This is a genomic window from Paraburkholderia sp. D1E, assembly GCF_052682275.1.
Genome location: NZ_JBQYMB010000001.1, coordinates 4,217,543 through 4,239,809, shown reverse-complemented (window position 1 = coordinate 4,239,809; position 22,267 = coordinate 4,217,543). Strand labels below are relative to the sequence as shown.

At 61.8% G+C, this 22,267-nt stretch carries 22 protein-coding genes and 1 pseudogene; 10 read left to right on the top strand and 13 right to left on the bottom strand.

What is annotated here, in order from left to right:
* Positions 1–2: 2 nt before the first annotated feature.
* On the top strand, positions 3–1,583 hold the full coding sequence (locus ACUN0E_RS18990) for a DHA2 family efflux MFS transporter permease subunit (RefSeq protein ID WP_408228213.1): 1,581 nt from the start codon (positions 3–5) through the stop codon (positions 1,581–1,583).
* A gap of 10 nt (positions 1,584–1,593) precedes the next feature.
* Entirely contained in the window at positions 1,594–3,060 is a 1,467-nt protein-coding gene (locus ACUN0E_RS18985; protein ID WP_408337202.1) for an efflux transporter outer membrane subunit, read from the top strand.
* On the opposite strand, the gene gltS is transcribed toward ACUN0E_RS18985, so the two are convergent.
* The gene (gltS, locus tag ACUN0E_RS18980; RefSeq protein ID WP_408387885.1) at positions 3,026–4,264 is read right to left on the bottom strand and encodes a sodium/glutamate symporter; all 1,239 of its coding nucleotides are present in this window, start codon (positions 4,262–4,264) and stop codon (positions 3,026–3,028) included. The two genes, ACUN0E_RS18985 and gltS, sit on opposite strands and share 35 nt — an antisense overlap.
* Before the next feature lie 256 nt (positions 4,265–4,520).
* Between gltS and ACUN0E_RS18975 the strand changes: the two genes are divergently transcribed.
* The 5 genes from ACUN0E_RS18975 to ACUN0E_RS18955 all read left to right on the top strand — a co-directional run bounded on the left by ACUN0E_RS18975 (position 4,521) and on the right by ACUN0E_RS18955 (position 8,765).
* Positions 4,521–5,798, top strand: a complete 1,278-nt coding sequence (locus ACUN0E_RS18975; protein ID WP_408228204.1) for a NupC/NupG family nucleoside CNT transporter — start codon at positions 4,521–4,523, stop codon at positions 5,796–5,798.
* Positions 5,799–5,818: 20 nt separating this feature from the next.
* Positions 5,819–6,208: a cytidine deaminase gene (locus ACUN0E_RS18970; RefSeq protein ID WP_408337208.1), complete on the top strand. Its 390-nt coding sequence runs from the start codon at positions 5,819–5,821 to the stop codon at positions 6,206–6,208.
* Entirely contained in the window at positions 6,205–7,182 is a 978-nt protein-coding gene (locus ACUN0E_RS18965) for a nucleoside hydrolase (RefSeq protein ID WP_445567598.1), read from the top strand. Before ACUN0E_RS18970 ends, ACUN0E_RS18965 begins: the two co-directional genes overlap by 4 nt.
* 289 nt (positions 7,183–7,471) lie before the next feature.
* Positions 7,472–8,407: a 2-dehydropantoate 2-reductase gene (gene panE, locus ACUN0E_RS18960; RefSeq protein WP_408228195.1), complete on the top strand. Its 936-nt coding sequence runs from the start codon at positions 7,472–7,474 to the stop codon at positions 8,405–8,407.
* 58 nt (positions 8,408–8,465) lie between these two features.
* Entirely contained in the window at positions 8,466–8,765 is a 300-nt protein-coding gene (locus tag ACUN0E_RS18955; protein ID WP_408387883.1) for a hypothetical protein, read from the top strand.
* On the opposite strand, the gene ACUN0E_RS18950 is transcribed toward ACUN0E_RS18955, so the two are convergent.
* From ACUN0E_RS18950 to ACUN0E_RS18920, 7 genes are all read right to left on the bottom strand, one after another.
* The gene (locus ACUN0E_RS18950; RefSeq protein ID WP_171927865.1) at positions 8,766–9,812 is read right to left on the bottom strand and encodes an ABC transporter substrate-binding protein; all 1,047 of its coding nucleotides are present in this window, start codon (positions 9,810–9,812) and stop codon (positions 8,766–8,768) included.
* 83 nt (positions 9,813–9,895) lie between these two features.
* A complete protein-coding gene (locus ACUN0E_RS18945) occupies positions 9,896–11,023 on the bottom strand; it encodes an NAD(P)/FAD-dependent oxidoreductase (RefSeq protein WP_445567597.1) in 1,128 nt (375 codons plus the stop codon).
* Positions 11,016–12,449 carry an FAD-dependent oxidoreductase gene (locus tag ACUN0E_RS18940; RefSeq protein ID WP_445567596.1) on the bottom strand — a complete coding sequence of 478 codons (1,434 nt, stop codon included), beginning with the start codon at positions 12,447–12,449 and terminating at the stop codon, positions 11,016–11,018. The genes ACUN0E_RS18945 and ACUN0E_RS18940 overlap by 8 nt, the downstream gene beginning before the upstream one ends.
* Positions 12,446–12,874, bottom strand: a complete 429-nt coding sequence (locus ACUN0E_RS18935) for a (2Fe-2S)-binding protein (RefSeq protein ID WP_408337214.1) — start codon at positions 12,872–12,874, stop codon at positions 12,446–12,448. Before ACUN0E_RS18935 ends, ACUN0E_RS18940 begins: the two co-directional genes overlap by 4 nt.
* Positions 12,874–13,668, bottom strand: a complete 795-nt coding sequence (locus ACUN0E_RS18930; RefSeq protein WP_120344644.1) for an ABC transporter permease — start codon at positions 13,666–13,668, stop codon at positions 12,874–12,876. The genes ACUN0E_RS18935 and ACUN0E_RS18930 overlap by 1 nt, the downstream gene beginning before the upstream one ends.
* 40 nt (positions 13,669–13,708) lie before the next feature.
* Positions 13,709–14,623 carry an ABC transporter permease gene (locus ACUN0E_RS18925; protein ID WP_408228176.1) on the bottom strand — a complete coding sequence of 305 codons (915 nt, stop codon included), beginning with the start codon at positions 14,621–14,623 and terminating at the stop codon, positions 13,709–13,711.
* On the bottom strand, positions 14,616–15,707 hold the full coding sequence (locus ACUN0E_RS18920; protein ID WP_445567595.1) for an ABC transporter ATP-binding protein: 1,092 nt from the start codon (positions 15,705–15,707) through the stop codon (positions 14,616–14,618). The genes ACUN0E_RS18925 and ACUN0E_RS18920 overlap by 8 nt, the downstream gene beginning before the upstream one ends.
* 303 nt (positions 15,708–16,010) lie before the next feature.
* Between ACUN0E_RS18920 and ACUN0E_RS18915 the strand changes: the two genes are divergently transcribed.
* The 3 genes from ACUN0E_RS18915 to ACUN0E_RS18905 all read left to right on the top strand — a co-directional run bounded on the left by ACUN0E_RS18915 (position 16,011) and on the right by ACUN0E_RS18905 (position 18,012).
* A complete protein-coding gene (locus ACUN0E_RS18915) occupies positions 16,011–16,889 on the top strand; it encodes an IclR family transcriptional regulator (protein WP_445567594.1) in 879 nt (292 codons plus the stop codon).
* Positions 16,890–16,899: 10 nt separating this feature from the next.
* Positions 16,900–17,400 carry a GNAT family N-acetyltransferase gene (locus tag ACUN0E_RS18910; protein WP_408228166.1) on the top strand — a complete coding sequence of 167 codons (501 nt, stop codon included), beginning with the start codon at positions 16,900–16,902 and terminating at the stop codon, positions 17,398–17,400.
* A gap of 117 nt (positions 17,401–17,517) precedes the next feature.
* A complete protein-coding gene (locus ACUN0E_RS18905) occupies positions 17,518–18,012 on the top strand; it encodes a LuxR C-terminal-related transcriptional regulator (protein ID WP_445567593.1) in 495 nt (164 codons plus the stop codon).
* Positions 18,013–18,022: 10 nt separating this feature from the next.
* Here ACUN0E_RS18905 and ACUN0E_RS18900 read toward each other — a convergent pair.
* The 5 genes and pseudogenes from ACUN0E_RS18900 to ACUN0E_RS18880 all read right to left on the bottom strand — a co-directional run.
* Positions 18,023–18,208 (bottom strand): annotated as a pseudogene (locus tag ACUN0E_RS18900) (OprD family outer membrane porin); the annotation flags it as partial.
* 128 nt (positions 18,209–18,336) lie between these two features.
* Complete coding sequence (locus ACUN0E_RS18895; RefSeq protein ID WP_445567592.1) at positions 18,337–19,401, bottom strand: ABC transporter ATP-binding protein; 1,065 nt, start codon at positions 19,399–19,401, stop codon at positions 18,337–18,339.
* Complete coding sequence (locus ACUN0E_RS18890) at positions 19,398–20,393, bottom strand: ABC transporter ATP-binding protein (RefSeq protein WP_408228151.1); 996 nt, start codon at positions 20,391–20,393, stop codon at positions 19,398–19,400. The genes ACUN0E_RS18895 and ACUN0E_RS18890 overlap by 4 nt, the downstream gene beginning before the upstream one ends.
* 1 nt (position 20,394) lies before the next feature.
* On the bottom strand, positions 20,395–21,309 hold the full coding sequence (locus tag ACUN0E_RS18885; protein ID WP_408228148.1) for an ABC transporter permease: 915 nt from the start codon (positions 21,307–21,309) through the stop codon (positions 20,395–20,397).
* Positions 21,310–21,312: 3 nt separating this feature from the next.
* Positions 21,313–22,251, bottom strand: coding sequence for an ABC transporter permease subunit (locus ACUN0E_RS18880; protein WP_408228145.1), 939 nt, complete (start codon positions 22,249–22,251; stop codon positions 21,313–21,315).
* Positions 22,252–22,267: the final 16 nt, after the last annotated feature.

Genomic DNA, 22,267 nt, shown 5'->3' with positions numbered 1-22,267 from the left:
TCATGGCTCAAGCTCCAGCCGACTTCGCCAATCCCGCCGACCAGCCAACGCGCACCAAATTCTTCGCGTTCGCGCTGATGTGCCTTGGCTTTTTCATGGCGACGCTCGATATCCAGATCGTTGCGTCTTCACTCAGAGACATCGGCGGTGGTTTGTCCGCGAGCCAGGACGAACTTTCGTGGGTACAGACTTCCTATCTGATCGCCGAAATTCTTGTGATTCCGATGTCGGGCTGGCTCACGCGGGTGTTTTCCACGCGCTGGCTGTTCGCGTTCTCAGCACTCGGCTTTACGATCACCAGCATGCTGTGCGGCCTCGCATGGGACATCAACTCGATGATCCTGTTTCGCGGTTTGCAGGGTGCGCTCGGCGCGGCGATGATCCCCACCGTTTTCACCACCGCGTTCGTACTTTTCCCCGGCAAACAACGGTTGATTGCGTCCACCACCATCGGCGCGCTGGCCACACTCGCGCCGACTATCGGCCCGGTGATAGGCGGCTGGATCACGTCGCAATGGTCGTGGCATTGGCTGTTTTATCTGAACCTCGTGCCGGGGCTCGCCGTCACGCTGATGGTGCCGAAATACGTCCACATCGACAAAGCCGATCTTTCCTTGCTAAAAAAAGGCGACTATCTCGGCATCCTGCTGATGTCCGGCTTTCTCGGTTGCCTCGAATATGTACTGGAAGAGGGCCCACGCAAGAACTGGTTCGGCGACGACGTGATCGTGCTGTGCACGTGGGTATCGGCGATCTGCGGATTCCTGTTTCTCGTGCATGCATTCACCGCGAAAGAGCCGATTGTCGATTTGCGCGCACTGGCGATTCGCAACTTCGGCATAGGAAGTTTGCTGTCGTTCGTCACCGGGATCGGGATTTTCTGCACGGTGTTTTTGACGCCAGTGTTCCTGTCGCGCGTGCGTGGTTTCGATTCGCTGCAGATCGGTTTGGCGCTGCTGTCGGTCGGCTGTTTCCAGTTGCTTGCGCTGGTGGCGTATTCGACGCTGGCTCGAATCATCGACATGCGCTGGCTGATGGTGTTCGGACTTGTTCTATTCGGTGTCGGGTGCTATCTCTACGTGCCGTTAACCAGTCAGTGGGGCTGGAAAGAACTCCTGATACCGCAGGCGTTGCGCGGCATCGGCCAGCAATTCTGCATTCCGCCTATCGTCACCATGGCGCTCGGCTCCTTGCCCCCTTCGAGGCTGCGTTCGGCGAGCGGCCTGTTCAATCTGATGCGTAATCTCGGCGGTGCTATCGGTATTGCAGTGAGCAGCACGATGCTCAACGATCGTTTGAACCTCCATTACGAGCGGCTCGATGAACACCTGAGCGCGGGGCGTCCGGTGGTTGAATCGATTTTGCAGCAGCAAAGCGCGCACTTCGCGGCGGTGGGTGGCGATGCGCTGAATGCGGCCAATGCGGGCCTCGGCGAATTGCATGCACTGCTGTTGCGCGAAGCGCTCGTGCTCACGTTCTCCGATACGTTCTTTGTGCTGTCGCTCTGTTTTGTCGTTGGTTTGCTGAGCGTGCTGTTCTCGCGCCCGTTCGGCAATACCGCGCCGCCGCCCGATGCTCATTGAGGAATTCAGCATGAAACCAATCGTTATCAAAGTACTGGCGAGCGCGGCGCTGCTGACGCTCGTGGCATGCGCCGTGCAACCTGAAACACATGCGGATCTGCAGCATACGGTTCAAACCGTCGCGCCGACCGCATGGAATGTCGATGCGCCGCAAGACAGCGTTAGCGCCGATACGTGGTGGGCGCAATTCGGCGACCCCGTCATGCATCAACTGGTCGAGTCGGTGCTGACGGGCAATCTCGACGTACAGGCTGCGGCGGAACGCGTCAAGCAGGCCCAGGATCTCGCGACGCAAAATCGCGCGGCATTGCTGCCGGAACTGAACGCCAGCGCTACCGCATCGGACTCCCGGCAGAACACGCCGCCGCCACTCGGCTATGTGCGTCAGGCCGGTGTCGGCGTGACGGCGAGCTGGACGCCAGACGTTTTTGGCGGTGAACGTCTCGCTGTTCTGGCAGCACAAGCACAAGTGTCAGGTCGTCAGGCGGCCTTGAATCAACTGCGTCTGGCGCTCGCCGCGAACACGGCGGCGGCGTATATCGATCTGCGCTGGGCACAATCGCAATTGCAGATTCTCAGCGACAACGAACAGATCCGCGCCCGCGCCTTGAAACTTACGCAGGAACGTTTGCATTACGGCCTGTCGACGCAACTCGACGTGGCGCGTGCGCAGAACCAGTTAGAGGATTTGCAGGCGCAGATTCCGCGCATGCAGTCGACCGTCCAGCATCAATTGAGTCTGATTGCAGTGTATTCGGGACGCACACCGGAGAGCGTCGACGGCGTGCTGCCAGCTGATCCACATAACGCACGCGACATTCCTGTGCCCGCGCAAAGCGTGCCGCAGACACTGCCGTCCGACGCGCTGTTGCAGCGGCCCGACGTGCGCAATGCCTACGCGACGGTCGAGCAGCGCGCGGCAGAAGTGGGCGTGTCAAAAGCGCAGCGTTACCCGCAGTTCAGGCTCAATCTCGCGGACGGGTTGCTGGCCTCGTCCTACCTCGGCTTGCCGACGCTGACCGATAACCTCTTCAGCGCCGCATTAAATGCAACGAGTCCGATCTTCAATGCCGGCCGCATCACCGCGAACATCGACGCGAGTGAGAGCCGGATGCGCGAGTCGCAACTCGGCCTGCAGCAGACCATGCTGCAGGCGCTCAAGGAAATCGAGGACAACCGCAGCGATCTGGTGACGGGTGCGGTGCAGGTGCAACGTCTGGGCGGCGCGCTCGATGCGTCGAACCATGCGCTGCATCTGTCGAGTGAACTCTACAAGGGCGGCGCGACGGATTTTCTCGATGTGCTCACCGCGCAGGAGGCGTACCTGCGCGACGCGGAGTCGTTGAATCAGGCCAAACGCGAGCATGCGCTCGCGGCGGTGGCGTTGTACCGCTCGCTGGGCGGCGGCTGGGATGTTCCTGAAACGGTCGCGGCCGTATCGGCTAATGAAAGATCGGCAAAGCCAGAAACCCCTTGATGACGATCGCATTGGCAATGTCGATAAAGAACGCGCCCACCATCGGCACCACCAGAAAGGCGAGATGAGAATGCCCGAAACGGGCCGTGACAGCTTGCATATTCGCAATGGCGGTGGGCGTGGCGCCGAGTCCGAAGCCGCAATGACCGGAGGCGAGTACGACAGCGTCGTAGTTGCGGCCCATCACGCGGAACGTGACGAAGATCGCATAGAGCGCCATCAAAATGGTCTGCGCGACGAGAAGAGAAACGACGGGCAGTGCGAGCGAGGCGAGATCCCAGAGTTTAAGCGTCATTAGCGCCATGGCAAGGAACAGCGCGAGGCTCACGTTGCCGAGCAGGGCGACCGCGTGATCGATAACGGGCTTGCCCGCGAGCCCGAGTGCATTGCTCAGTACCACGCCGACGAATAGCACGCAGACAAAAGTCGGCAGCTCGATCGCCGTGCCGGCCAATACCTTTGAGAGCGCGTCGCCGGCCGCGAGGCTGATCGCAATCAGCGCCAGCGTCTCGATGAAGGCGGCGGGTGTGGTGGCTTGTTCCGCCTTCGGTTCTTCGAAGGCGAGCGGTGGTTCGGCGGGGCTATTGTTCTGGCTTTCGCCGTTGCTCCCTGCGGGGCGCCCGGCCGGCGCGACGTCTTTGCTGACGACTTGCCGCATCAGCATGCGTGCCACCGGGCCGCCGAGAATGCCGCCCATCACAAGGCCGAAAGTCGCGCAGGCGATCGCTGCCTCCGTGGCGGACTGAAGCCCGTGGTGTTCGGCGAACACCTTGCTCCATGCCGCACCGGTGCCATGACCGCCGGACAATGTGATCGAACCGACCAGCAAACCGTATAGCGGATCGATGCCCAGTACATAAGTGAGAGCGATGCCTACTGCATTTTGCAGTATCAGCAGGCCGATCACGAGCCCGAGGAAGCGCAGCAGGAGCGGCCCGCCTGACTTGAGGCTGGCGAGGTTGGCGTTGAGGCCGATAGTCGCGAAGAACGCGAGCATCAGCGGCGTTTGCAGTGCTGTGTCGAAGCGTACTTCGATCTGGCTCGTCATGCGCAGGATCAATAGGACGATTGCCACCAGAAGTCCGCCGGCAACGGGTTCGGGAATCGTATAGCTGCGCAGCAGAGGGATCCACCCGACCAGCCTGTTTCCTAGCAGCAGAACCAGTGAAGCCGTGACGAGTGTTCCATAGATACCGACGTTCATAGGCCACCTCGTTGAGCATGAGTGATGGTCACAGCGTTACGAGGCGTCTGACGGCGTGCGGAGCGGCCAGGGAGCGAGCGAGAAACGCCTATAGCGTGAGGGTACCTGAACGGAGTTGATCCAACAACGGCCGCCGCAAGCCGGGATTGTCGCGGACCGTTTGGCTGTCAGTATCGGAGCAAGGCCATATTTAAAGTTTTCTCCAGCATCGGTTTCGATTAGCATCATTGCCACTTTCACGAGAACACCAAGAGACATGGCACTGATCGCACGAAACTTCCTCGGCATTGCCGTACTGCTGCTGATCGCTTTCATCTTTTCGACCAACCGGCGCGCCATCCGCTTACGGACTGTCATTGCGGCACTCCTTGCGCAGATCGGTATCGGGGCCTTCATTCTCTTCGTGCCGTTCGGCAAGACGGTCCTCGCGGCTGCGGCGTCCGGCGTCAATCACGTCCTCGGCTATGGCAATGCGGGCATCGAGTTTCTGTTCGGTGGCCTCGTGCAATCGAAGATGTTCCAGGTCTTCGGTGACGGTGGTTTCGTTTTCGCCGTGCGGGTGCTGCCGGCCATCATCTTCGTTACCGCGCTGATTTCCGTGATGTACTACATCGGCGTGATGCGCTGGATTGTGATCGTGCTCGGCACGCTGTTCCAGAAACTGCTCGGTGTTTCGAAGCTGGAATCTTTCTCGGCCGTTACCACGATCTTCCTGGGTCAAAGCGAAATGCCTGCCGTGGTCAAGCCGTTTGTCCGCGACATGACTGGCGCCGAACTGTTTGCGGTGATGTCGAGCGGCATGGCGGCGATTGCCGGTTCGGTGCTGGCCGGTTATGCGGGCCTCGGTGTGCGGGTTGACTATCTGCTGGCTGCGTCGTTCATGGCGGTGCCAGGCGGCTTGCTGTTCGCCAAGATCATTCACCCGACTACCGAACCGAGCCGCGTGCATCTCGAGAACCTCAGCTTCGACGAGAAGCGTCCCACGAATGTGATTGAAGCCGCGAGTTCAGGCGCGACAGTGGGTCTGAAAATCGCCGTGATGGTCGGCGCGATGCTGATTGCGTTCGTCGGCCTGATCGCGTTGCTCAACGGTATTGTGGGCGGCATAGGCGGCTGGTTCGGCCATCCGCAACTGTCGATGCAATCGGTGCTCGGCACGGTCTTCGCACCGCTCGCGTACCTGATCGGCGTGCCATGGAACGAGGCCGCAATCGCCGGCAATTTTCTCGGGCAGAAGATCATTCTGAATGAATTCGTTGCTTATGCGTCGCTGTCGCCGTATCTGAAAGACGCCGCAAGCGTGAGCGCGGCCGGCCTGCAGGCACTCGATCCGCGTACCATTGCTATTCTGTCGTTTGCGTTGTGCGGCTTCGCGAACTTCGCGTCGATCGCGGTGCTGACGGGCGGCTTTAGCGCCGTCGCGCCGGAACGCCGCGCCGAAGTCGCGCGCTACGGCCTGCGTGTCGTGCTCGCCGCGACGCTCTCGAACCTGATGAGCGCCACGATTGCGGGCATCTTCCTGACGCTGAATTGAATTGAATCGAGGATCGTTGCATGAACTTGGAACAACTGCTGGAACGCGCGGGTGTCGCGCGAGAAAAGGCTTATGCGCCTTATTCGAAATTCAAGGTCGGCGCCGCGCTGCTGACCAAAGATGGCAAAGTGTTCGACGGCTGCAACGTCGAGAATGCATCGTACGGACTGTGCAATTGCGCTGAGCGTACGGCCTTTTTCAGCGCCATTGCCGCGGGCTATCAGCGCGACCAGTTCGCCGCGCTTGCCGTGATTGGCGATACGGATGGCCCGATCGCCCCATGTGGCGCGTGCCGTCAGGTGATCATCGAACTGGGCGGCCCGGAATTGCCGATCCGCCTCGGCAATCTGCATGGCGCTACGCGCGACACCACTGCGCGCGAGCAATTGCCGGACGCGTTTTATCTATGAGCAGGCACAAGGTTATCTACGACACCGATCCCGGTGTGGACGATGCAATGGCGCTTGTTTTTCAGACGCTGCATCCGGACATCGAATTGCTCGGTTTGACGAGCGTATTCGGCAATGCCACGATCGAAACCACCACGCGCAATGCGCGTTTCCTGGCAGGACGGTTCGCGCCGGGCGTGCCGGTCGCGCAGGGCGCGGCCGCACCGCTCAAGCGCGCAGCGCCTGAGCCGCTCGCCTGGATTCACGGCGACAACGGCCTTGGCAACATCGCGATCGAAGCCGGGTCTGAAGCCGGTCTTGAGGCCGCGCTCGACGCACGTTCCGCGCACCGCTTCGTCATCGACACAGTGCGTGCGTATCCGGGCGAAGTCACGCTGATCGCCGTGGGCCCGCTCACGAACCTGGCATTGGCACTCGCCGAGGATCCGCAGATCGCCTCGCTCGTCAAGCAGGTGGTCATCATGGGTGGCGCGTTCGGCACAGCCGGCGTGCTCGGCAACGTGACCCCCGCCGCGGAGGCGAATATTCTGGGCGACCCTGACGCCGCGGACATTGTGCTCGGCGCACCGTGGCCGGTTGCGATCGTCGGGCTCGACGTCACGCAGCGCACCATCATGAGCCAGGACTATCTGGCGTCGCTTCGCGATCGCGGCGGTGCAGCAGGGCAGTTCGTGTGGGACGTTTCGCGGCACTACGAGGCCTTTCACGAGCAAAGCGCGCAACTCAAGGGCATTTACGTACACGACTCGTCGGCGGTCACTTACGTGTTGGCGCCGCATCTTTATACGACTCGCAGCGGTCCCGTACGTGTGCTGACGGACGGCATCGCGGTGGGTCAAACTATCCAGAAGCCTTCTACGATGCCGGTGCCCGCGCCGGACTGGGACAACCGGCCCGAATGCACAGTCTGCATTGACGTGGATGTGCCCGGAATGCTTGCGCTTTATGAACGCACCATCTGCGGCACGCTATAGGGTAATTGTGCAATGCCACCGCGGCTTGTTCAGCGGGCCTCGTCGCCGTGCTTTCTGTTACGCAGGCTGAGGCGCGTGGTGGACGGCTGGCGGCCCGCAGATTGATCTGATGTAAGAACAACGCGGAAACAATGCACTCGCGGTGCGTTGCAGCAAACCGGCCCGGCATTGTGGCCGATGCGCATCGTCAATCTTTGCTACATTTCTGCAGACGTGCTGCTTATGCGGTCCTTGAAGCCTTTGCTTATCGACCCGGCGTATGTGACCCAAATCTATCAAGAGGCCAAAGATGCGAATTTTAGTAGTAGGGGCGGGCGCTGTAGGCGGCTATTTCGGTGGACGTCTCGCAGCGGCGGGCCAGGACGTGACCTTCCTGGTACGCCCCGGCCGCGCGGAAAAGCTCGAACGTGACGGTCTCGTCATTAACAGCGCGCGTGGCAATCTCACGTTGCGCGACGTCAAGACGATTCTCGCTGGCGTTGGCGCGGAGCCGTTCGACCTGGTGCTGCTCAGTTGCAAGGCCTACAGTCTCGACGACGCGATCGATTCGTTCGCACCGCTGGTCGGCGAATCGACGTTGATTCTGCCGATGCTCAACGGCATGCGCCATATCGACGTGCTCAAGGAAAAATTCGGTGCGTCACGCGTACTGGGCGGTCAATGTGTGATCGCCGCGACGCTCAGCCCCGAGCAGCACATCATGCATCTGAACGAAACGCATGCCATCACTTTCGGTGAACTGGACGGCGGCACCTCGGAGCGCGTCCAGGCGATCGCAGACGCCATGGCAGAGGCGAATTTCGATGCGGTGATCAGCGACAACATCCTGCTGCGCATGTGGGAAAAGTGGGTGTTCCTGGCCACATTGGCGGCCGGTACGTGCTTGATGCGCGGTTCGGTCGGCGATATTCTGGCTGCGCCGGATGGCAAACGCATTATCGAAAATCTGCTCGGCGAGTGCCGTGGCGTCGCCGAGCACAACGGCTTTACCATGGGCCCGGATTTCGACGCTCGCGCTACCCAAACGCTTTTTACGCCTTCACCGCTTACGGCTTCGATGCTGCGCGACGTCGAAAACCACTCGCATACCGAGGCAGATCACATCCTCGGCGATCTGATTTCGCGCGGCGGGGATGCGCAGAAGGGCGAGCACGGCTTGTCGTTGCTGCGTATCGCCTATAGTCATCTGAAGACGTATGAGGCGAGGCAGACCCGTACGTCCTGAATGACGGAGCGTCCGGCGACGCGGGTAGCCACAGCAGTCCAAAGATCGGAGGTACAGCATGCCGAGTCCAACCGGATCCGTACCCGCGCTCAGCGCGGCCTCGGCAACGATCTTCTCGATTGGTATCGTCTTTCTCGGCTACTGGGGCTTGTACGATCAGACGAAATGGCATGTCTCCGACGTCTTTGTCTTCGTGTTTGCAATGATCGGCTTCGGTTGTCTCGGCCTCGTGCCGTGGATGGCGACCAGCCCGGTCGAGCCGGACACCAGCGATTCCCGTGTCCGTATTGCGCGGCACATGTTTCTTGTCGGCGTCCTGTCGATCTGGCTGGGCGTGGCGATTTCGGTGATTTTCTGATTAGCGCTCGATCTGCCTGTTCCAGCGCGTATCCCACTGCGCGCGGTGCGCATTGATCGTGTCCCAGTCCACCACGGTTACCTTCTTCACCAGATCGTCGACGTTGCCGAGGCTCTGCTGCATCGGCGGCGTCATCTTCGCGAGACGGTTGGTCGGAATCTGCTTGCCGGCCTCGGCGGCTTTAGTCTGAGCCGGTGCGGAAAGCAGGAACTGCGCGAGTTTCTGCGCCAATTGCGGATCGGGGTTGTTGTTGACCACGCACAGATCGACCAGCAGCAACACCGGTCCTTCCTTCGGACTCACATAGCCGACGGGAATGCCCTTGTCCTGCAGATCGCTTACGGCAGTCGGCGTCAACGGGAACAGGCCCGCTTCGCCGGTCTGGACCATTTCGGAAATCTTCGCGGAGTTCGGCACGTACTCCACCACGTTCGGGCCAACCGTCGTGGCCCATTTCGTGAAGCCCGGTTCGACGTTCTGCTCGCTGCCGCCCATCAAACGGTTGATTGCCAGAAAGCCATGCAGGCCGAAGGTGCTGCTCGAGGCGGACTGAAACACCACCTTGCCCTTGTACTTCGGATCGGCAAAGTCCATCCACGAAGTCGGCGGCGCCCAGCCTTTTTCAGCGAACAGCTTCTTGTTGTAGGCAATGCCGGTCATACCGAGTTGCACACCCGCGCCCATGTCGTCCTTCATGCGCGCGAACGGGTAGAGTTCCTTGAGCACCGGCGAGTCGTCGAGCTTTTTGCACACACCCATGCTGACCGCGCGCGCCATCACACCGTCGTCAAGAAACACCACGTGGATTTGCGGATTGGCCTTGTTGGCCAGCAGCTTGGCAAGAATGTCCGACGAAGTGCCGGGCACCACAACCACTTTTACGTTGTTGGCTTTTTCGAAATCGGGCAAGACCTGGCTGGTATAGGCTTTTTCCATCGGACCGCCGTTCATGCCGATATAAATGGTCTTGGTCTCCGACCATGCCGGCGCGGCTGCACCGAATGCGCATAATGCGGCCAGCGCCGCGATCGTCTTGAACAGTTTCATTGAGAGGCTCCTGAGTTTCACTAAACGATAACGAGGCGATGACTGGGCGACACACAAAGCAATAAGCGATAACGAGCGGGTAACTAGGCGACGGATGGTGCAGCAACGGCAGCGAAGCGATTGATCGAAAAAGCGTCGAGCGGTGTGGTGGTGGCGCCGTCGATCACGAGATCCGCGAGTATTTCGCCGACACCTGGCGCCAGCAGAAAGCCGCCGCCCGAAAAGCCGAACGCGTGCAGCAGATGCGGCGTCGTGCGGCTCGCACCGATGATCGGATTGCTGTCCGGGGTTTCGCCTTCCACGCCGCTCCATGTGCGGATCAGCAGTGTCTCGCGCAACGCGGGCAGCAGGGCGCACGCATCGCGCATCACGGTGCGAGTGGTTTCCGTCGACGGTTGACCGTATTCGCCGTCGCCGTGCCCCCGTCCGCCGCCGATCACGCAATTGCCACGCGCCACTTGCCGCGCGTAAATGCCGCCGCCGTACACGCCGAGGTTGTGCGTGATGAAAAGCGGCAGCGGCTCGGTGACCCACATGTTCGGGTAGATCGGTTTCATCGGCGCGGTTTCGCCGAAGTAGCCGGCGACCGTATTCGCCCATGCGCCCGCGGAATTGATCAGCCAGTCGGCGCTGATGCGCGTGTCGCCGGCCCGTAGCTGGAAGCGCGTGCCGTCATGATGGATTTCGGTCAACTCGGTCTGCTCGTGCACGTCCGCGCCTGCGGCTCGCGCGGCACGTGCGAACGCCGGTGAGACCAGACGCGGATTCGCGTGACCGTCGGTCGCACAAAGCGAGCCGCCGACCGCTGCAGCGCCCAGCCACGGATAGCGTTGCCGGAACGTGGCGCCGCTGATCAACTGCGTTTGCAATCCGTGGCCGCGCGCCATGTCCGCCCATGCTTCGAGCGCAGCAATATCGGCTTCGCTGCGGGCGAGCCGTAAATGTCCCGACACGATGAACTCACCGTCGATGCCGATCAGCTCCGGCAAGCGATCCCAGATGCGCCGTGCACGCATGGCAAGCGGCATCTGTTCAGCCGGCCGTCCCTGAACGCGCACGCCACCGTAATTCACGCCGCTTGCCTGCGCGCCGCAATAGCGCCGCTCGAACAGGCCCACGCGCACGCCGCGCCGGGCCAGCGCCAATGCTGCCGATGAACCGACCAACCCGCCGCCCGCAATCGCGACGTCGTAGTGCAGCGTGTCACTCATCTCGCGCCTCCTCGGGAATGTCGACGACACCGTCGGCAACCATCGCGGGCGATAGCGGAATCGGTTTGACAGGCGGCTGGCTGCGCAAGCGGCCCACGGCGTCGAGGGGTTTGCCGGTTTCTTCCGCAAGCAGCGTCAATGCGGCTTCGCCACACATGCGCCCCTGGCAACGGCCCATACCGACACGCGTCAGCGCTTTCAGGCGATTGATCTCGTTCGCTTCGCCACCGCGGATGCAGCGCCGCAAGGTGCCCGCGTCGACTTCTTCGCAGCGGCACACGGTCATGTCGTCGGGCCATTGCGCCGCGCATTTTGCCGGCGGCGCGAATGCTGCTACGATGCCTTGGCGAAATACGGCGATACGTTGCAGGCTGCGGTCGAGGGAAGCCGCATCGCGCATGCCGGGGCCATGTGGGTGCGCGATACCGAGGTCGTCGAGTAGCGCCAACGCCGTGCGGCGGCCGGCGAGTTCGGCGGCGTCGGCGCCGGCTATGCCCGCACCGTCGCCCGCCAGGTAGATGCCGCTCACCGAGCTGCGGCCGGCGGCGTCGAGTTCGGGTAGCCAGCAACGATTGTGGGCATCGAAATGAAAGCGGCACCCGGCGAGATCGGCGAGCTGGGTTTCAGGCTTCAGGCCGAAACTGATGCCGACGGCGTCACACGCGATGGTTTCGGTTTTCGAGCCTTCGGCTGAAGAACGCCATTCAATGGCACTCACGCCTTGTTCGCCACGCATGCCGATCAGGCTCGCATCGCGTTCGATCCGCACGCCGCGCAATTTCAGCCAGCCGACGTAATAGAGTCCTTTGGCGAACGTAGCCGGTTGACGTGCGAGTTTCGGCGCGGCGGCTATCTGCTGCGACAGCGGACTCGTGTCGAGTACCGCCACCACCTGTGCGCCGGCTTTCACGTACTGATAGGCCACGAGATAGAGTAGCGGCCCTGTGCCGGCCAGTACCACGCGCTGACCAATTGCACAGCCCTGTGCCTTCAAAGCGACCTGCGCGCCGCCCAGCGTGTAGACACCGGGTAACGTCCAGCCTGGCACCGGCAACACGCGATCGGTGGCGCCGCTCGCGATGATCAGATGCGAAAACGGCACGCCGATTTCGCGCCCCGCGTGCAGCGTATCGAGCCGGCCAGGTTCACACGCCCACGCCAGCGTGTCGGGGCGATAGTCGAGGTGAGAAAGAAGCGCAGCCATCGTCGTATGCAACGCGTCGGCTTTGTGCGCTTCGAACCCGTAGAGTGTTTTCTTCGGGCGCTGGAATGCGCCGCTCGCGGGCGGTTGACGATAAATCTGTCCACCCCAGCGGGCGTTTTCATCCAGCACGATGGGCCTGACGCCTGCCGCCACGAGTGTTTCGGCGGCGCGCACGCCAGCCGGTCCCGCACCGACGATCACCACGCGGTGTTCGTTGCTCATTGCAGGTCTCCGTTTGCAGCCGAGGTTGAGGCAGCAGAGTCGGAGTCAGAAGTAACGACAGCGACCGAGGCAACTTTGGCGAGCCGCGTGATCACGCGCATGCCTTGCGTCACAAGCGTCGAGCACGCGCGCACACGCAACCCGTCTTCGGTACGCATCCAGCAGTCCTGGCAGGCACCGATCAGGCAGAAGCCGGCACGCGGCGCGCCACTGAATTCGCTTTCGCGCACGCGCCGTTGCTGCATTAATACGGCAGTCAGCAACGTGTCGCCTTGCAAGGCGGGGACTTCGTAACCGTCGATAAAAAAACTGAGCGGTTCACGCTGCGTTTCCGCGACGCGAACGAATTGCGCATCACGCTTCGGCGCGGCGGGTTCGGAAGACGGTAAATTCGACGGCATGTGAGGGAGGGCAGTAGAAGACATCAGTGCTGGCCGATCAGAATCCGGTTGAGCCCATACACGCGATCGAGCAGCAGCATTGCGCCTGCGGTGATGAAGATCACCAGCGCGGAGACGGACGCCATCATCGGATCGATCGATTCGGTCGCGTACATATACATGCGTACCGGCAGCGTGACGGTTTGCGGCGAGGTGACGAAGATCGACATCGTCAGTTCGTCGAAGCTATTGATGAAAGCAAGCAGCCAGCCGCCGGTAATGCCCGGCAGAATCATCGGGAAGGTGATGCGACGAAACGTGGTCCATGCATCCGCGCCGAGCGAGTGCGCCGCATGTTCGACGCTGCGGTCCAGCCCGCTGACCGAGGCCAGCACGAGCCGCATGACGAACGGCGTGATGATGATCATGTGCGCGAGCACGAGCCATGCGAACGAGCCCGTTGCGCCGATCAACGCGAAGAAGCGCAGCAGTGCGATGCCGAGCACGAGGCCGGGAATCACCAACGGCGAAAGCAGCAAACCGTTGAGGAAGCCGCGGCCCGGAAAGCGTGCACGACCGATGGCCAACGCGGCAGGCAAAGCGACGATCAAAGACAGCGTTGCAGAGGCGAACGCCAGCTTCAGGCTGTTGAAGAACGCCGAGATGAAGTCAGGGTAATCGAGGATCGCGCGGAACCAGCGCAGCGATACACCGTGTGTGGGCAGTGTGAGCGTTTCGTCGGGCGTGAAGGCGACCAGCACCACGATCACGAGCGGCGCGAGCACGAACGCAATAACGAGTGTGTGGAAAATCAGCGCAATGGGGCCGTTTTTTCTCATGATGATCTTACTCAATGAAGCCGATGAATGAGCCGACGCATTACCCGAGGCTTCTGGTGTATTTGCGTTCCAGAACCCGGTAGTAAGTGAGCATCACGATCAGATTCGCGACCAGCAGGAGGAGCGCGATGGTTGCGCCGAGCGGCCAGTTCAGCGAGCCGAGGAATTCGTCGTAGACGGCAGTGGCAGCGACTTTCAGACGCCGTCCGCCGAGTAGGCCGGGAATCGCGAAGGCGCTCGCCGACAGGCCGAACACCATCAGGCTGCCCGACAGAATGCCCGGCGTGAGTTGCGGCAACACGATGCGGCGCAATGTCGTGGCGGGTGATGCCATCAATGAAAGCGCGGCGTTTTCCGTTTGCGGGTCGAGCTTCTGCAACGCGGTCCACACCGGAATCACCATGAACGGCAGCATCACATGCACCAGTGCAATGACGATGGCGAAGGTGGTGTATTCGAGCTTGTACGGTCCGAGCCCGACGAGGCCGAACGCCTGATTCACGAGGCCGTTGCTGTTGAGCAGCATGCTCCAGCCGAATGCGCGCACCACAACCGAGACCAGCAGCGGCGCGAGAATGATCAGCAGGAACATGGAGCGATACGGATCGCGCATGCGCGACAGCACGTACGCTTCGGGCGTGCCGATCACGATGCATAGCAGCGTGGTCAGAAAGGCGATGCCGAAGGTGCGCAGGAAGATCGTGTGGAAATACGACGATTTCAGCACTTCCGCATAGTTGCCGAACTGGAATGCGACGAGCGGGCCGCTCGACGGATCGAAGCGGTAGAAAGTCAACACCAGCGTCATCACAAGCGGCACCAGTACGAGCGTGGCAAACAGCAGGAAAGCCGGCGCGCACATCAGCCACAAGGGCAAAAACGCGTGCCACGGCGCGCGGCGCGCATTGCCGGTCTTCATGCTGTTGTTGTTCGAAGCGGGCAGCGTACTAGCCATGAAGCGCATCCCGTTGAATGAAGCGGATCGCTTCGCTGTTCCAGTCGACACCGACCGTAGCGCCTTCCGGCAGCGGCTCGGTGCCTTCGTTCTGGCAGCACACCAGCACTTCGCCGAGCCGGCTGTCCATGCGGTACAGCCATTGGCTGCCGAGGAAGAAGCGGCTTGTCACAGTGGCCGCGAGACGTCCCGTGTCCGGCGCGCACAGGCGCAGCTTTTCAGGGCGAATGCACAACGTCACAGCATCGCCGACGCCGATCACACGTTCGCGCATCGGCAGTTGCGCGGTGTGGCCGGTTTCGGCGAGGTCGTGTCCCAGGTCGATGCGGATCGCGTCGCCGTTGCGTGCCACCACCGTGCCCGCCAGCATGTTTGCCTTGCCGATGAACTGCGAGACGAATCTGTTTTCAGGTCGCTCGTAAGCTTCATACGGCGTATCGATCTGCGTAATACGGCCTGCTTCCATCACCACCACGCGGTCACTGATCGACAGCGCCTCCGACTGGTCGTGCGTGACCATGATGGTGGTCGTACCGATTTTGCGTTGAATAGTGCGCAGTTCGAACTGCATGTCTTCGCGCAGCTTGGCGTCGAGGTTCGACATGGGTTCGTCGAGCAGCAACACGGGCGGCGCGATCACGATCGCGCGGGCAAGTGCCACGCGCTGCCGCTGACCGCCGGACAACTCGCGCGGAAAGCGGTGCGCGAGCGTATCGAGCCGCACCAGCGCCAGCGCTTCGCGCACACGCTCCTTGCGCTCGGCCTTGTCGATGTTGCGCATCTGGAGCCCGAAGCCGACGTTGTCCGCGACGCTCATATGCGGAAACAGCGCGTAGCTCTGGAATACGATGCCGAGGCCGCGCCTGTTCGGTTTCATGTGCGTGATGTCGTGGCCGTCGAGCGTGATACGCCCGCGTGTCGTTTCGACAAAACCCGCGATCATCTGCAACGTGGTGGTCTTGCCGCAGCCGGATGGCCCGAGCAGCGAAACGAACTCGCCTTTTTCCACCGACAGGTTCACGTCGGCGACTGCCTGCAAATCGCCGAACGATTTCGCTACGTCCGTGAGTGTGAGGAACGACATGATCTGGCCTCTGGATGGTTCGACACCGGTTCAATCGGCTACTGCTTCGATGGAGCCGACTCTATCCAGCCAAATTACATCGCGTCAATTTCAAATTCCGTTTGATGGTATAAGTTTTGAAAAAATTCCGCTTCATGGAATATATTTGGCGATGCGTACGCGAACTATTCCGCTGCATGATGTCGGGACAATCCCTGTGAAACGGCGAAAATTGCGAATGGAACGAGCGTGCCGGTAATATTCCATCCAGAGATAAAACCCTCTATAGTGTTCCAGTCAATAAAATAATTCGGAGCGCCGGAGATGAATGCTGCCGTCAAACGAGATGTCGATTCCGAACTGGTCGAGACGGGCAGTGCGCCCGGCCCCGGGATGCTGGAGCGCGCCTTCGCTGTGATCCGTGCGTTATCCGAGGCGCAACCTGACGGCGGCCGCGTCACGCGTCTCGCGAAAGCGGTGGGGCTGACGCAAGGCACGGTGCACCGCATTCTTCACGCGTTGATCGCGGAAGGCATCGTCGAACAGGACGAAAATTCGAAGCTGTATCGGCTGAGCGTGGATTTCTTTGCGCTTGCCGCGCAGGCCGGCAACCCGAGCGGCATGCGCACGCTGTGCCGCCCCGCGTTGCTGCGCTTGTGCGCGAGTCTTGGCGATACGATTTTCCTGCTGGTCAAAAGCAGCTTCGACGCGGTGTGTCTCGACATCTGCGAAGGGCCGTTTCCGATTCGTTCGTTCACCGGCGATATCGGCGGGCGCGTGGCATTGGGTGTCGGTCAGGGGAGCCTGGCGATTCTTGCGTTCCTGCCGGAAGCGGAGCGCGAAGAGATCATTCGCTTTAACGTGCCGCGAATTCGCGGCTATGGTGTGCTCGACGAAGTGTATTTGCGCACCGAGATCGAACGCGTGCGCCAACTCGGTTACGCGGGGCGTAATAGCGGTGTGCTCGACGGCATGGCGGGCGTGGCGGTGCCGATTCTGGATCGCACCGGCGTCGCGGTGGCTGCGTTGAGCGTCGGCACGCTGGCGGCGCGACTCGGTGACGATCGTTTGCCAATGGTGGTCGAATTGCTGCGGCGCCAGGCCGATGCGATCGGCCCGCAAACCAACCCGTTCGATGTCGCGTTGCGCCGGCCGATGCATGGTTTGTCGCGCGCGATGACGACTGAGCGGATCGCGGGGTAAGGAGATCGAGATGGAAGAAACTGGAACGGCTGTGCGCAAGGCAATTGAAGCTGACCTGGACGGGATTCTGGAGCTTCAGGCCGACAATCAGATTGAACGTGGCGGTGCGTTGTCCGCCAGCCTGCCACGCGAGCGGGTGGCTGAGATGATGCGTGCCATGCCGCTTATCGTTGCACACAGCGAGGGCCGCATTACGGGTTTTCTGATGACGACCACGCGGGCGATGAACGGCGACCTGCCCATCGTGCAGGCGATGTTCGCTGCGTATCACGGCACGACCGAGGCCTATGTGTACGGCCCGATCTGCGTCAGTGCGCAGGCGCGTGGTAAGGGGCTCGCGCAGCTTATGTTCGCTGAATTGCGGCGTCTGGAACCGGGGCGTGAGGGCATTCTCTTCATACGGCGCGACAATGAAGCATCGCTTCGCGCGCATGTGCGGATGGGAATGCGCGAGGTCGCCGAATTCCGCTTCAACGGGTTTGAGTTCGTGGTTTTCTCATACACCGGATAAGGCGCATATTCGCGGTGGCCGCGCGAGCGCCTGCAAGCCATAGCGTGTTTTCAGGTGTGCGGGGCTTACTCCGATCGATACGCCCGGATCAGGATTATTCTCGTCACGGACTATGCGATGCCCGGCGGCGAGTATGGCGACGGTCTGACCTTACTGTCATTCCTTCGCCGCCGCTTTTCCGACCTCAAGATAATCGTCTTCACGACGGTCGATAATCCGGCGATGATCCGGGAAATCACCCAGCTCGGAATCGCCTCGGTAGTCAATAAGGTCGATGATGCCGCGCATCTTGTTTCGGCGATTCATGCCGTATATGCAGGTGCGACCTACGTTTCACCTGCCGCAAACCGCGAGCCGCTCCAGGCCCGCGTCCGGACGGCGAGTACACAGACGACAGTCAAACTGACGCCGCGTGAAGCGGAAGTCGTCCGGTTGTATGTCTCGGGCATGTCAGTCAATGAAATCGCCGATCAGTTGCATCGAACCAAACAGACCGTCAGTTCGCAGAAAAGCAGTGCGATGCGCAAGCTCGGCATTGAACGCGACGCGGATCTGTTTCGCTTCGCGTACGAAACGGGACTCGCCGCCGCGGCTGAGCCAAAGTCTACGTGAATGCGTGAATGGCACGTGCCGCCGCGTCCGCGCCCCAGCCATACTCGCCCCAGAACATCGCCTTGAGCCCCGGCATGCCGGCGTATTTGCCGTCGAACGTGTAACGCAATTGCAGTGACTGCTCATGCGGCGCGTTGTAGTCGACGTCCATCGAGTTGGTCAGGTAGATACCGTTGGTTTCGTTGATATAGTCGAAGTCGGCGGAAACGCGCGGTTGTCGTTCGGTCTTATCGTTCGTTCTGCTGATGACAGGACGAACGAGTCCAACGGCGCGACGGTCTGCCGCGCCGGGGGAATATGGTTTTAATTTGCAGACTGGTTGTTTTAGCGACCCGCCAAGGGCACTTCCTTCGGGGCGTCGCTCACGCGAATGCATGCGATGCGTGTCGCGCTCGCACCATGCGTGACAGGCTGCGGAATTTCGTTCGCGCAGGCCTCGATCGCATCCGGGCAGCGCGTGCGAAACGCGCAGCCGGAGGGCGGACTGAGCGGCGACGCAATTTCGCCGCGCAACAGCAGATGACGGCGTGCGCGTTCAACCACCGGATCGGGCACCGGCACGGCCGACAGCAACGCGCGCGTGTATGGATGACGCGGCGTGCCATACACGTCGCGCTTGTCGCCGAATTCCATCACACGTCCCAGATACATCACCAGCACGCGGTGGCTGATTGCTTTGACGACCGCGAGATCGTGCGCGACAAACAGCAGCGAAAGCGACAACTCGCGCTGCAGATCGCGCAACAGGTTGACGATCTGCGCCTGGATCGACACGTCGAGTGCCGACACCGGCTCATCGCATATCACCAGTTGCGGCTCGCCGATCAACGCTCGCGCAATACCGACGCGCTGACACTGGCCGCCGGAAAACTCATGCGGATAACGGTGCAGATGCTGCGCGTTGAGACCGACGCGTTCGAGCATTGTCAGAACACGCCGCTGCACGTCGGTGCGGGCAATGTCCTGGCCGTAAGTGGTTAAGGGTTCGGCGACGATCTGTTCGATCGTCATGCGCGGATCGAGCGAGGCGAGCGGGTCCTGGAAGATCATCTGCACGTCGCGGCGCAAGCGGGAGGTATCGCGGCGCGCGCCCGTCAGTACGGTTTCCTTGTCGAGCCAGCGCACGCTGCCGTCTGCCACCGGGGCGAGGCCGATGATCGCGCGCGCCAGGGTGGACTTGCCGCAACCCGATTCGCCGACGAGACCAACGGTTTCGCCGCGCCGCACGCTGAACGATACGCCGTCGACTGCGCGCAGCGTCGCTTTGCCCGACCACGGAAAGCCGCCGCGCGGCACGCCGAATTGCACCTTGAGGTTGTCGACCGACAATAGCGTTGCTGGATCCTGATTCTGGTCTTGACGCTGGCTTGCAATGGAAGTGGTGTTCATACGTGTTGTACCTCCATGATTTCCCGCACCGGTCGATGGCATGCGCGCAACGCGTCGGCGGCCGTCGGCGACACCGTGAGCTCAGGCCGCGACTCGCGGCACCGGTCTGAGCAATACGCGCAGCGCGGCGCGAAGGCGCAGCCCTCACCGACTTCGCCGGGTAAGGGCGGGTTGCCGGGAATGGTTTGCAGCGGACGGTCATCGTCATCGGTCAGACGCGGCAGGGCGTTCAGGAGGCCGATCGTGTACGGATGCGTCGGCGCGGCGAACAGCGTGGCGGCGTTAGCTTGCTCGACGGTCTGGCCGGCGTACATCACCATCACGTCGTCGCACAAACCGGCCACGACGCCCATGTCGTGCGTGATCAGAATGATCGCAGTGCCGCGTTCGCGGTTCAGTTCGCGCAACAACTCGATGATCTGCGCCTGCACGGTCACGTCGAGCGCGGTGGTCGGCTCGTCGGCGATCAGGATTTCCGGCTCGGAGAGCAGCGCCATCGCGATCATCACGCGTTGCCGCATGCCGCCGGAAAACTCATGCGGATACATGTTGATACGCCGCGCGGCATCGGGAATGCGCACCGTTTCCAGCGTTTCGATTGCGCGGCGGCGTGCTTCGCGGCGCGACATCTTGCGATGCAGTTGCAGCGTCTCGGTCATCTGCCGTTCAATCGTCAGGAACGGATTGAGCGAGGTCATCGGATCCTGAAAGATCATGCCGATGCGGTCGCCGCGAATCCGGTTCAGCTCGGCTTCGTTCATCGTCAGCAGGTTCTCGCCGCGATACTTTGCTTCACCGGACACCTTGCCGTTGCCGGCCAGGAGGCCGAGCAGCGCCATCACGGTCTGACTTTTCCCGGAGCCCGATTCGCCGACGATGCCGAGCGTGCGGCCCGCTTCGAGCGAGAACGATACGCGCTGCACCGCGTCGACGGGCGCGCCTTCGCGGCGCGTAAAGCGCACGCTCAGGTCTTTGACTTCGAGTAGCGGCATGTCAGCGGTCCTTCGGATCGAATGCGTCGCGCAGGCCATCGCCGACGAAATTCACGCAATACAAGGTGACGCACAGCATCACCGCGGGGCACAGCAGCAGCCACGGCATCGATTCGAGCTTCTGCGCACCGTCCTGAATCAGGACGCCCCAGCTTGTCATGGGTTCCTGCACGCCGAGGCCGAGGAACGACAGCACAGATTCGGTCAGCACGATGTTGGGCACGGTCACGCTGGCGTATACGACCACCACGCCGAGCAGATTCGGCACGATGTGACGCGCGATGATCGAACGCGAACTCACACCGATTGCGCGCGCGGCGTCGATGAATTCGCGTGAGCGCAGCGACAGCGTCTGGCCGCGCACTACGCGCGCCATATCGAGCCACGAGAATGCGCTGATCGTCAGCACGACGAGATAGAACGCACGGCCGAACATCGTCATCATCAGGATCGCGATCAGCATGTAGGGGATCGCGTACATCATGTCGACGATGCGCATCATCACTGCATCGACGCGGCCGCCCAGATAGCCGGCGGTGGCGCCGTACGCTACGCCGATCAGGCCGGAGACCAGCGTGCCGAGCAGACCGACTTCCAGCGAGACGCGTCCGCCCTGCAGCGTGCGCGCGAGCAGATCGCGGCCGAGTTCGTCGGTACCGAACCAGTGCATGTTCGAGAGCGTCGGCGCGAGGCTGATTGCGCTCCAGTCGCTGTCGATCGGATTGTTCGGCAGAAACCACGGACCGGCCACGCACGCAATCACGATCAGCAGCAGGACGACGAAGCTGGCGAACGCCGCGCGATTGCGCACGAAGCGCATCGCGGCGGTAGCGAGCGGCCCGCGCGAACGCGGTGCTCTTGCGATAGCCGCGAGCGGATCGAGCGCTGCGGCAGTCGATTGAATTGAGCGAGGCATGGATCAGTACCGGATGCGCGGATCGAGCCAGGCATACGCCAGATCGACCAGCAGATTGAACAGGACGGCGACCGCGGTGGTCAGCACGACGAGGCCGAGCACGAGGGTGTAGTCGCGGTTGATCGCGCCATTGACGACCAGTTGGCCGAGGCCGGGCAGCGCGAACACCGACTCGGTGACCACCGCGGCGGTGATCGACGAGATGCAGATCGAGCCGAGCAGCGACACCACCGGCATCAGCGCTGGTTTCATCGCGTGGCGCAACACGATCGTGCGGCCCGGCAGACCCTTGGCGCGTGCGGTGCGGATGAAGTTGCCCGACAGCACCTCGATCATGCTGCCGCGCATCACGCGGGCAATGCCGGCGACATTGATGATGGTGAGCAGCACGATCGGCAGCACACGATAGCGCCACTCGCCATCGCCCCAGCCGCCGGCCGGCAGCCAGCCGTTGCCTGCGGAAGTCTTGAGCAGGATCGCGAAGATCCACACCAGCACCGGACCCAGCACGAACGGCGGAACGACGTTGCCGATATTGCCGAGCACCATCACCAGGTGATCGATGAAACGGTCGCGCCGTACGGCGGCCAGCGTGCCGAGCGTGACGCCGATCACGAGCGCGATCGGCACCGACACGCCGCCTACGCCGAGACTCACCGGCAAAGCCTTCCACACCAGATCGTTGACCGACCAGTCGGCGTAGCGGAATGACGGACCGAGATCGCCATGCAGCAGCGAGCCGAGGTAGTGGAGGTACTGCAACCACAGCGGCTCGTCGAGGTGATACTTGGCGTTGAGGTTCGCGAGCACGGCAGCCGACAGGTGTTTCTCCGTATCGAACGGCCCGCCGGGGGTGAGGTGCAGCAGCAGATAGCACGCGGTGATCACGGCGAGAATCGTCGGGATCGCCCAGAGCGTGCGGCGCAGCGTGTAAGCCAGCATGACGGTGCTCCCGCGC

Coding starts and splice junctions, on each gene's coding strand:
- ACUN0E_RS18990 (WP_408228213.1), top strand. CDS start 3: ATGGCTCAAGCTCCAGCCGACTTCGCCAATCCCGCCGACCAGCCAACG.
- ACUN0E_RS18985 (WP_408337202.1), top strand. CDS start 1,594: ATGAAACCAATCGTTATCAAAGTACTGGCGAGCGCGGCGCTGCTGACG.
- gltS (WP_408387885.1), bottom strand. CDS start 4,264: ATGAACGTCGGTATCTATGGAACACTCGTCACGGCTTCACTGGTTCTG.
- ACUN0E_RS18975 (WP_408228204.1), top strand. CDS start 4,521: ATGGCACTGATCGCACGAAACTTCCTCGGCATTGCCGTACTGCTGCTG.
- ACUN0E_RS18970 (WP_408337208.1), top strand. CDS start 5,819: ATGAACTTGGAACAACTGCTGGAACGCGCGGGTGTCGCGCGAGAAAAG.
- ACUN0E_RS18965 (WP_445567598.1), top strand. CDS start 6,205: ATGAGCAGGCACAAGGTTATCTACGACACCGATCCCGGTGTGGACGAT.
- panE (WP_408228195.1), top strand. CDS start 7,472: ATGCGAATTTTAGTAGTAGGGGCGGGCGCTGTAGGCGGCTATTTCGGT.
- ACUN0E_RS18955 (WP_408387883.1), top strand. CDS start 8,466: ATGCCGAGTCCAACCGGATCCGTACCCGCGCTCAGCGCGGCCTCGGCA.
- ACUN0E_RS18950 (WP_171927865.1), bottom strand. CDS start 9,812: ATGAAACTGTTCAAGACGATCGCGGCGCTGGCCGCATTATGCGCATTC.
- ACUN0E_RS18945 (WP_445567597.1), bottom strand. CDS start 11,023: ATGAGTGACACGCTGCACTACGACGTCGCGATTGCGGGCGGCGGGTTG.
- ACUN0E_RS18940 (WP_445567596.1), bottom strand. CDS start 12,449: ATGAGCAACGAACACCGCGTGGTGATCGTCGGTGCGGGACCGGCTGGC.
- ACUN0E_RS18935 (WP_408337214.1), bottom strand. CDS start 12,874: ATGTCTTCTACTGCCCTCCCTCACATGCCGTCGAATTTACCGTCTTCC.
- ACUN0E_RS18930 (WP_120344644.1), bottom strand. CDS start 13,668: ATGAGAAAAAACGGCCCCATTGCGCTGATTTTCCACACACTCGTTATT.
- ACUN0E_RS18925 (WP_408228176.1), bottom strand. CDS start 14,623: ATGGCTAGTACGCTGCCCGCTTCGAACAACAACAGCATGAAGACCGGC.
- ACUN0E_RS18920 (WP_445567595.1), bottom strand. CDS start 15,707: ATGTCGTTCCTCACACTCACGGACGTAGCGAAATCGTTCGGCGATTTG.
- ACUN0E_RS18915 (WP_445567594.1), top strand. CDS start 16,011: ATGAATGCTGCCGTCAAACGAGATGTCGATTCCGAACTGGTCGAGACG.
- ACUN0E_RS18910 (WP_408228166.1), top strand. CDS start 16,900: ATGGAAGAAACTGGAACGGCTGTGCGCAAGGCAATTGAAGCTGACCTG.
- ACUN0E_RS18905 (WP_445567593.1), top strand. CDS start 17,518: ATGCCCGGCGGCGAGTATGGCGACGGTCTGACCTTACTGTCATTCCTT.
- ACUN0E_RS18895 (WP_445567592.1), bottom strand. CDS start 19,401: ATGAACACCACTTCCATTGCAAGCCAGCGTCAAGACCAGAATCAGGAT.
- ACUN0E_RS18890 (WP_408228151.1), bottom strand. CDS start 20,393: ATGCCGCTACTCGAAGTCAAAGACCTGAGCGTGCGCTTTACGCGCCGC.
- ACUN0E_RS18885 (WP_408228148.1), bottom strand. CDS start 21,309: ATGCCTCGCTCAATTCAATCGACTGCCGCAGCGCTCGATCCGCTCGCG.
- ACUN0E_RS18880 (WP_408228145.1), bottom strand. CDS start 22,251: ATGCTGGCTTACACGCTGCGCCGCACGCTCTGGGCGATCCCGACGATT.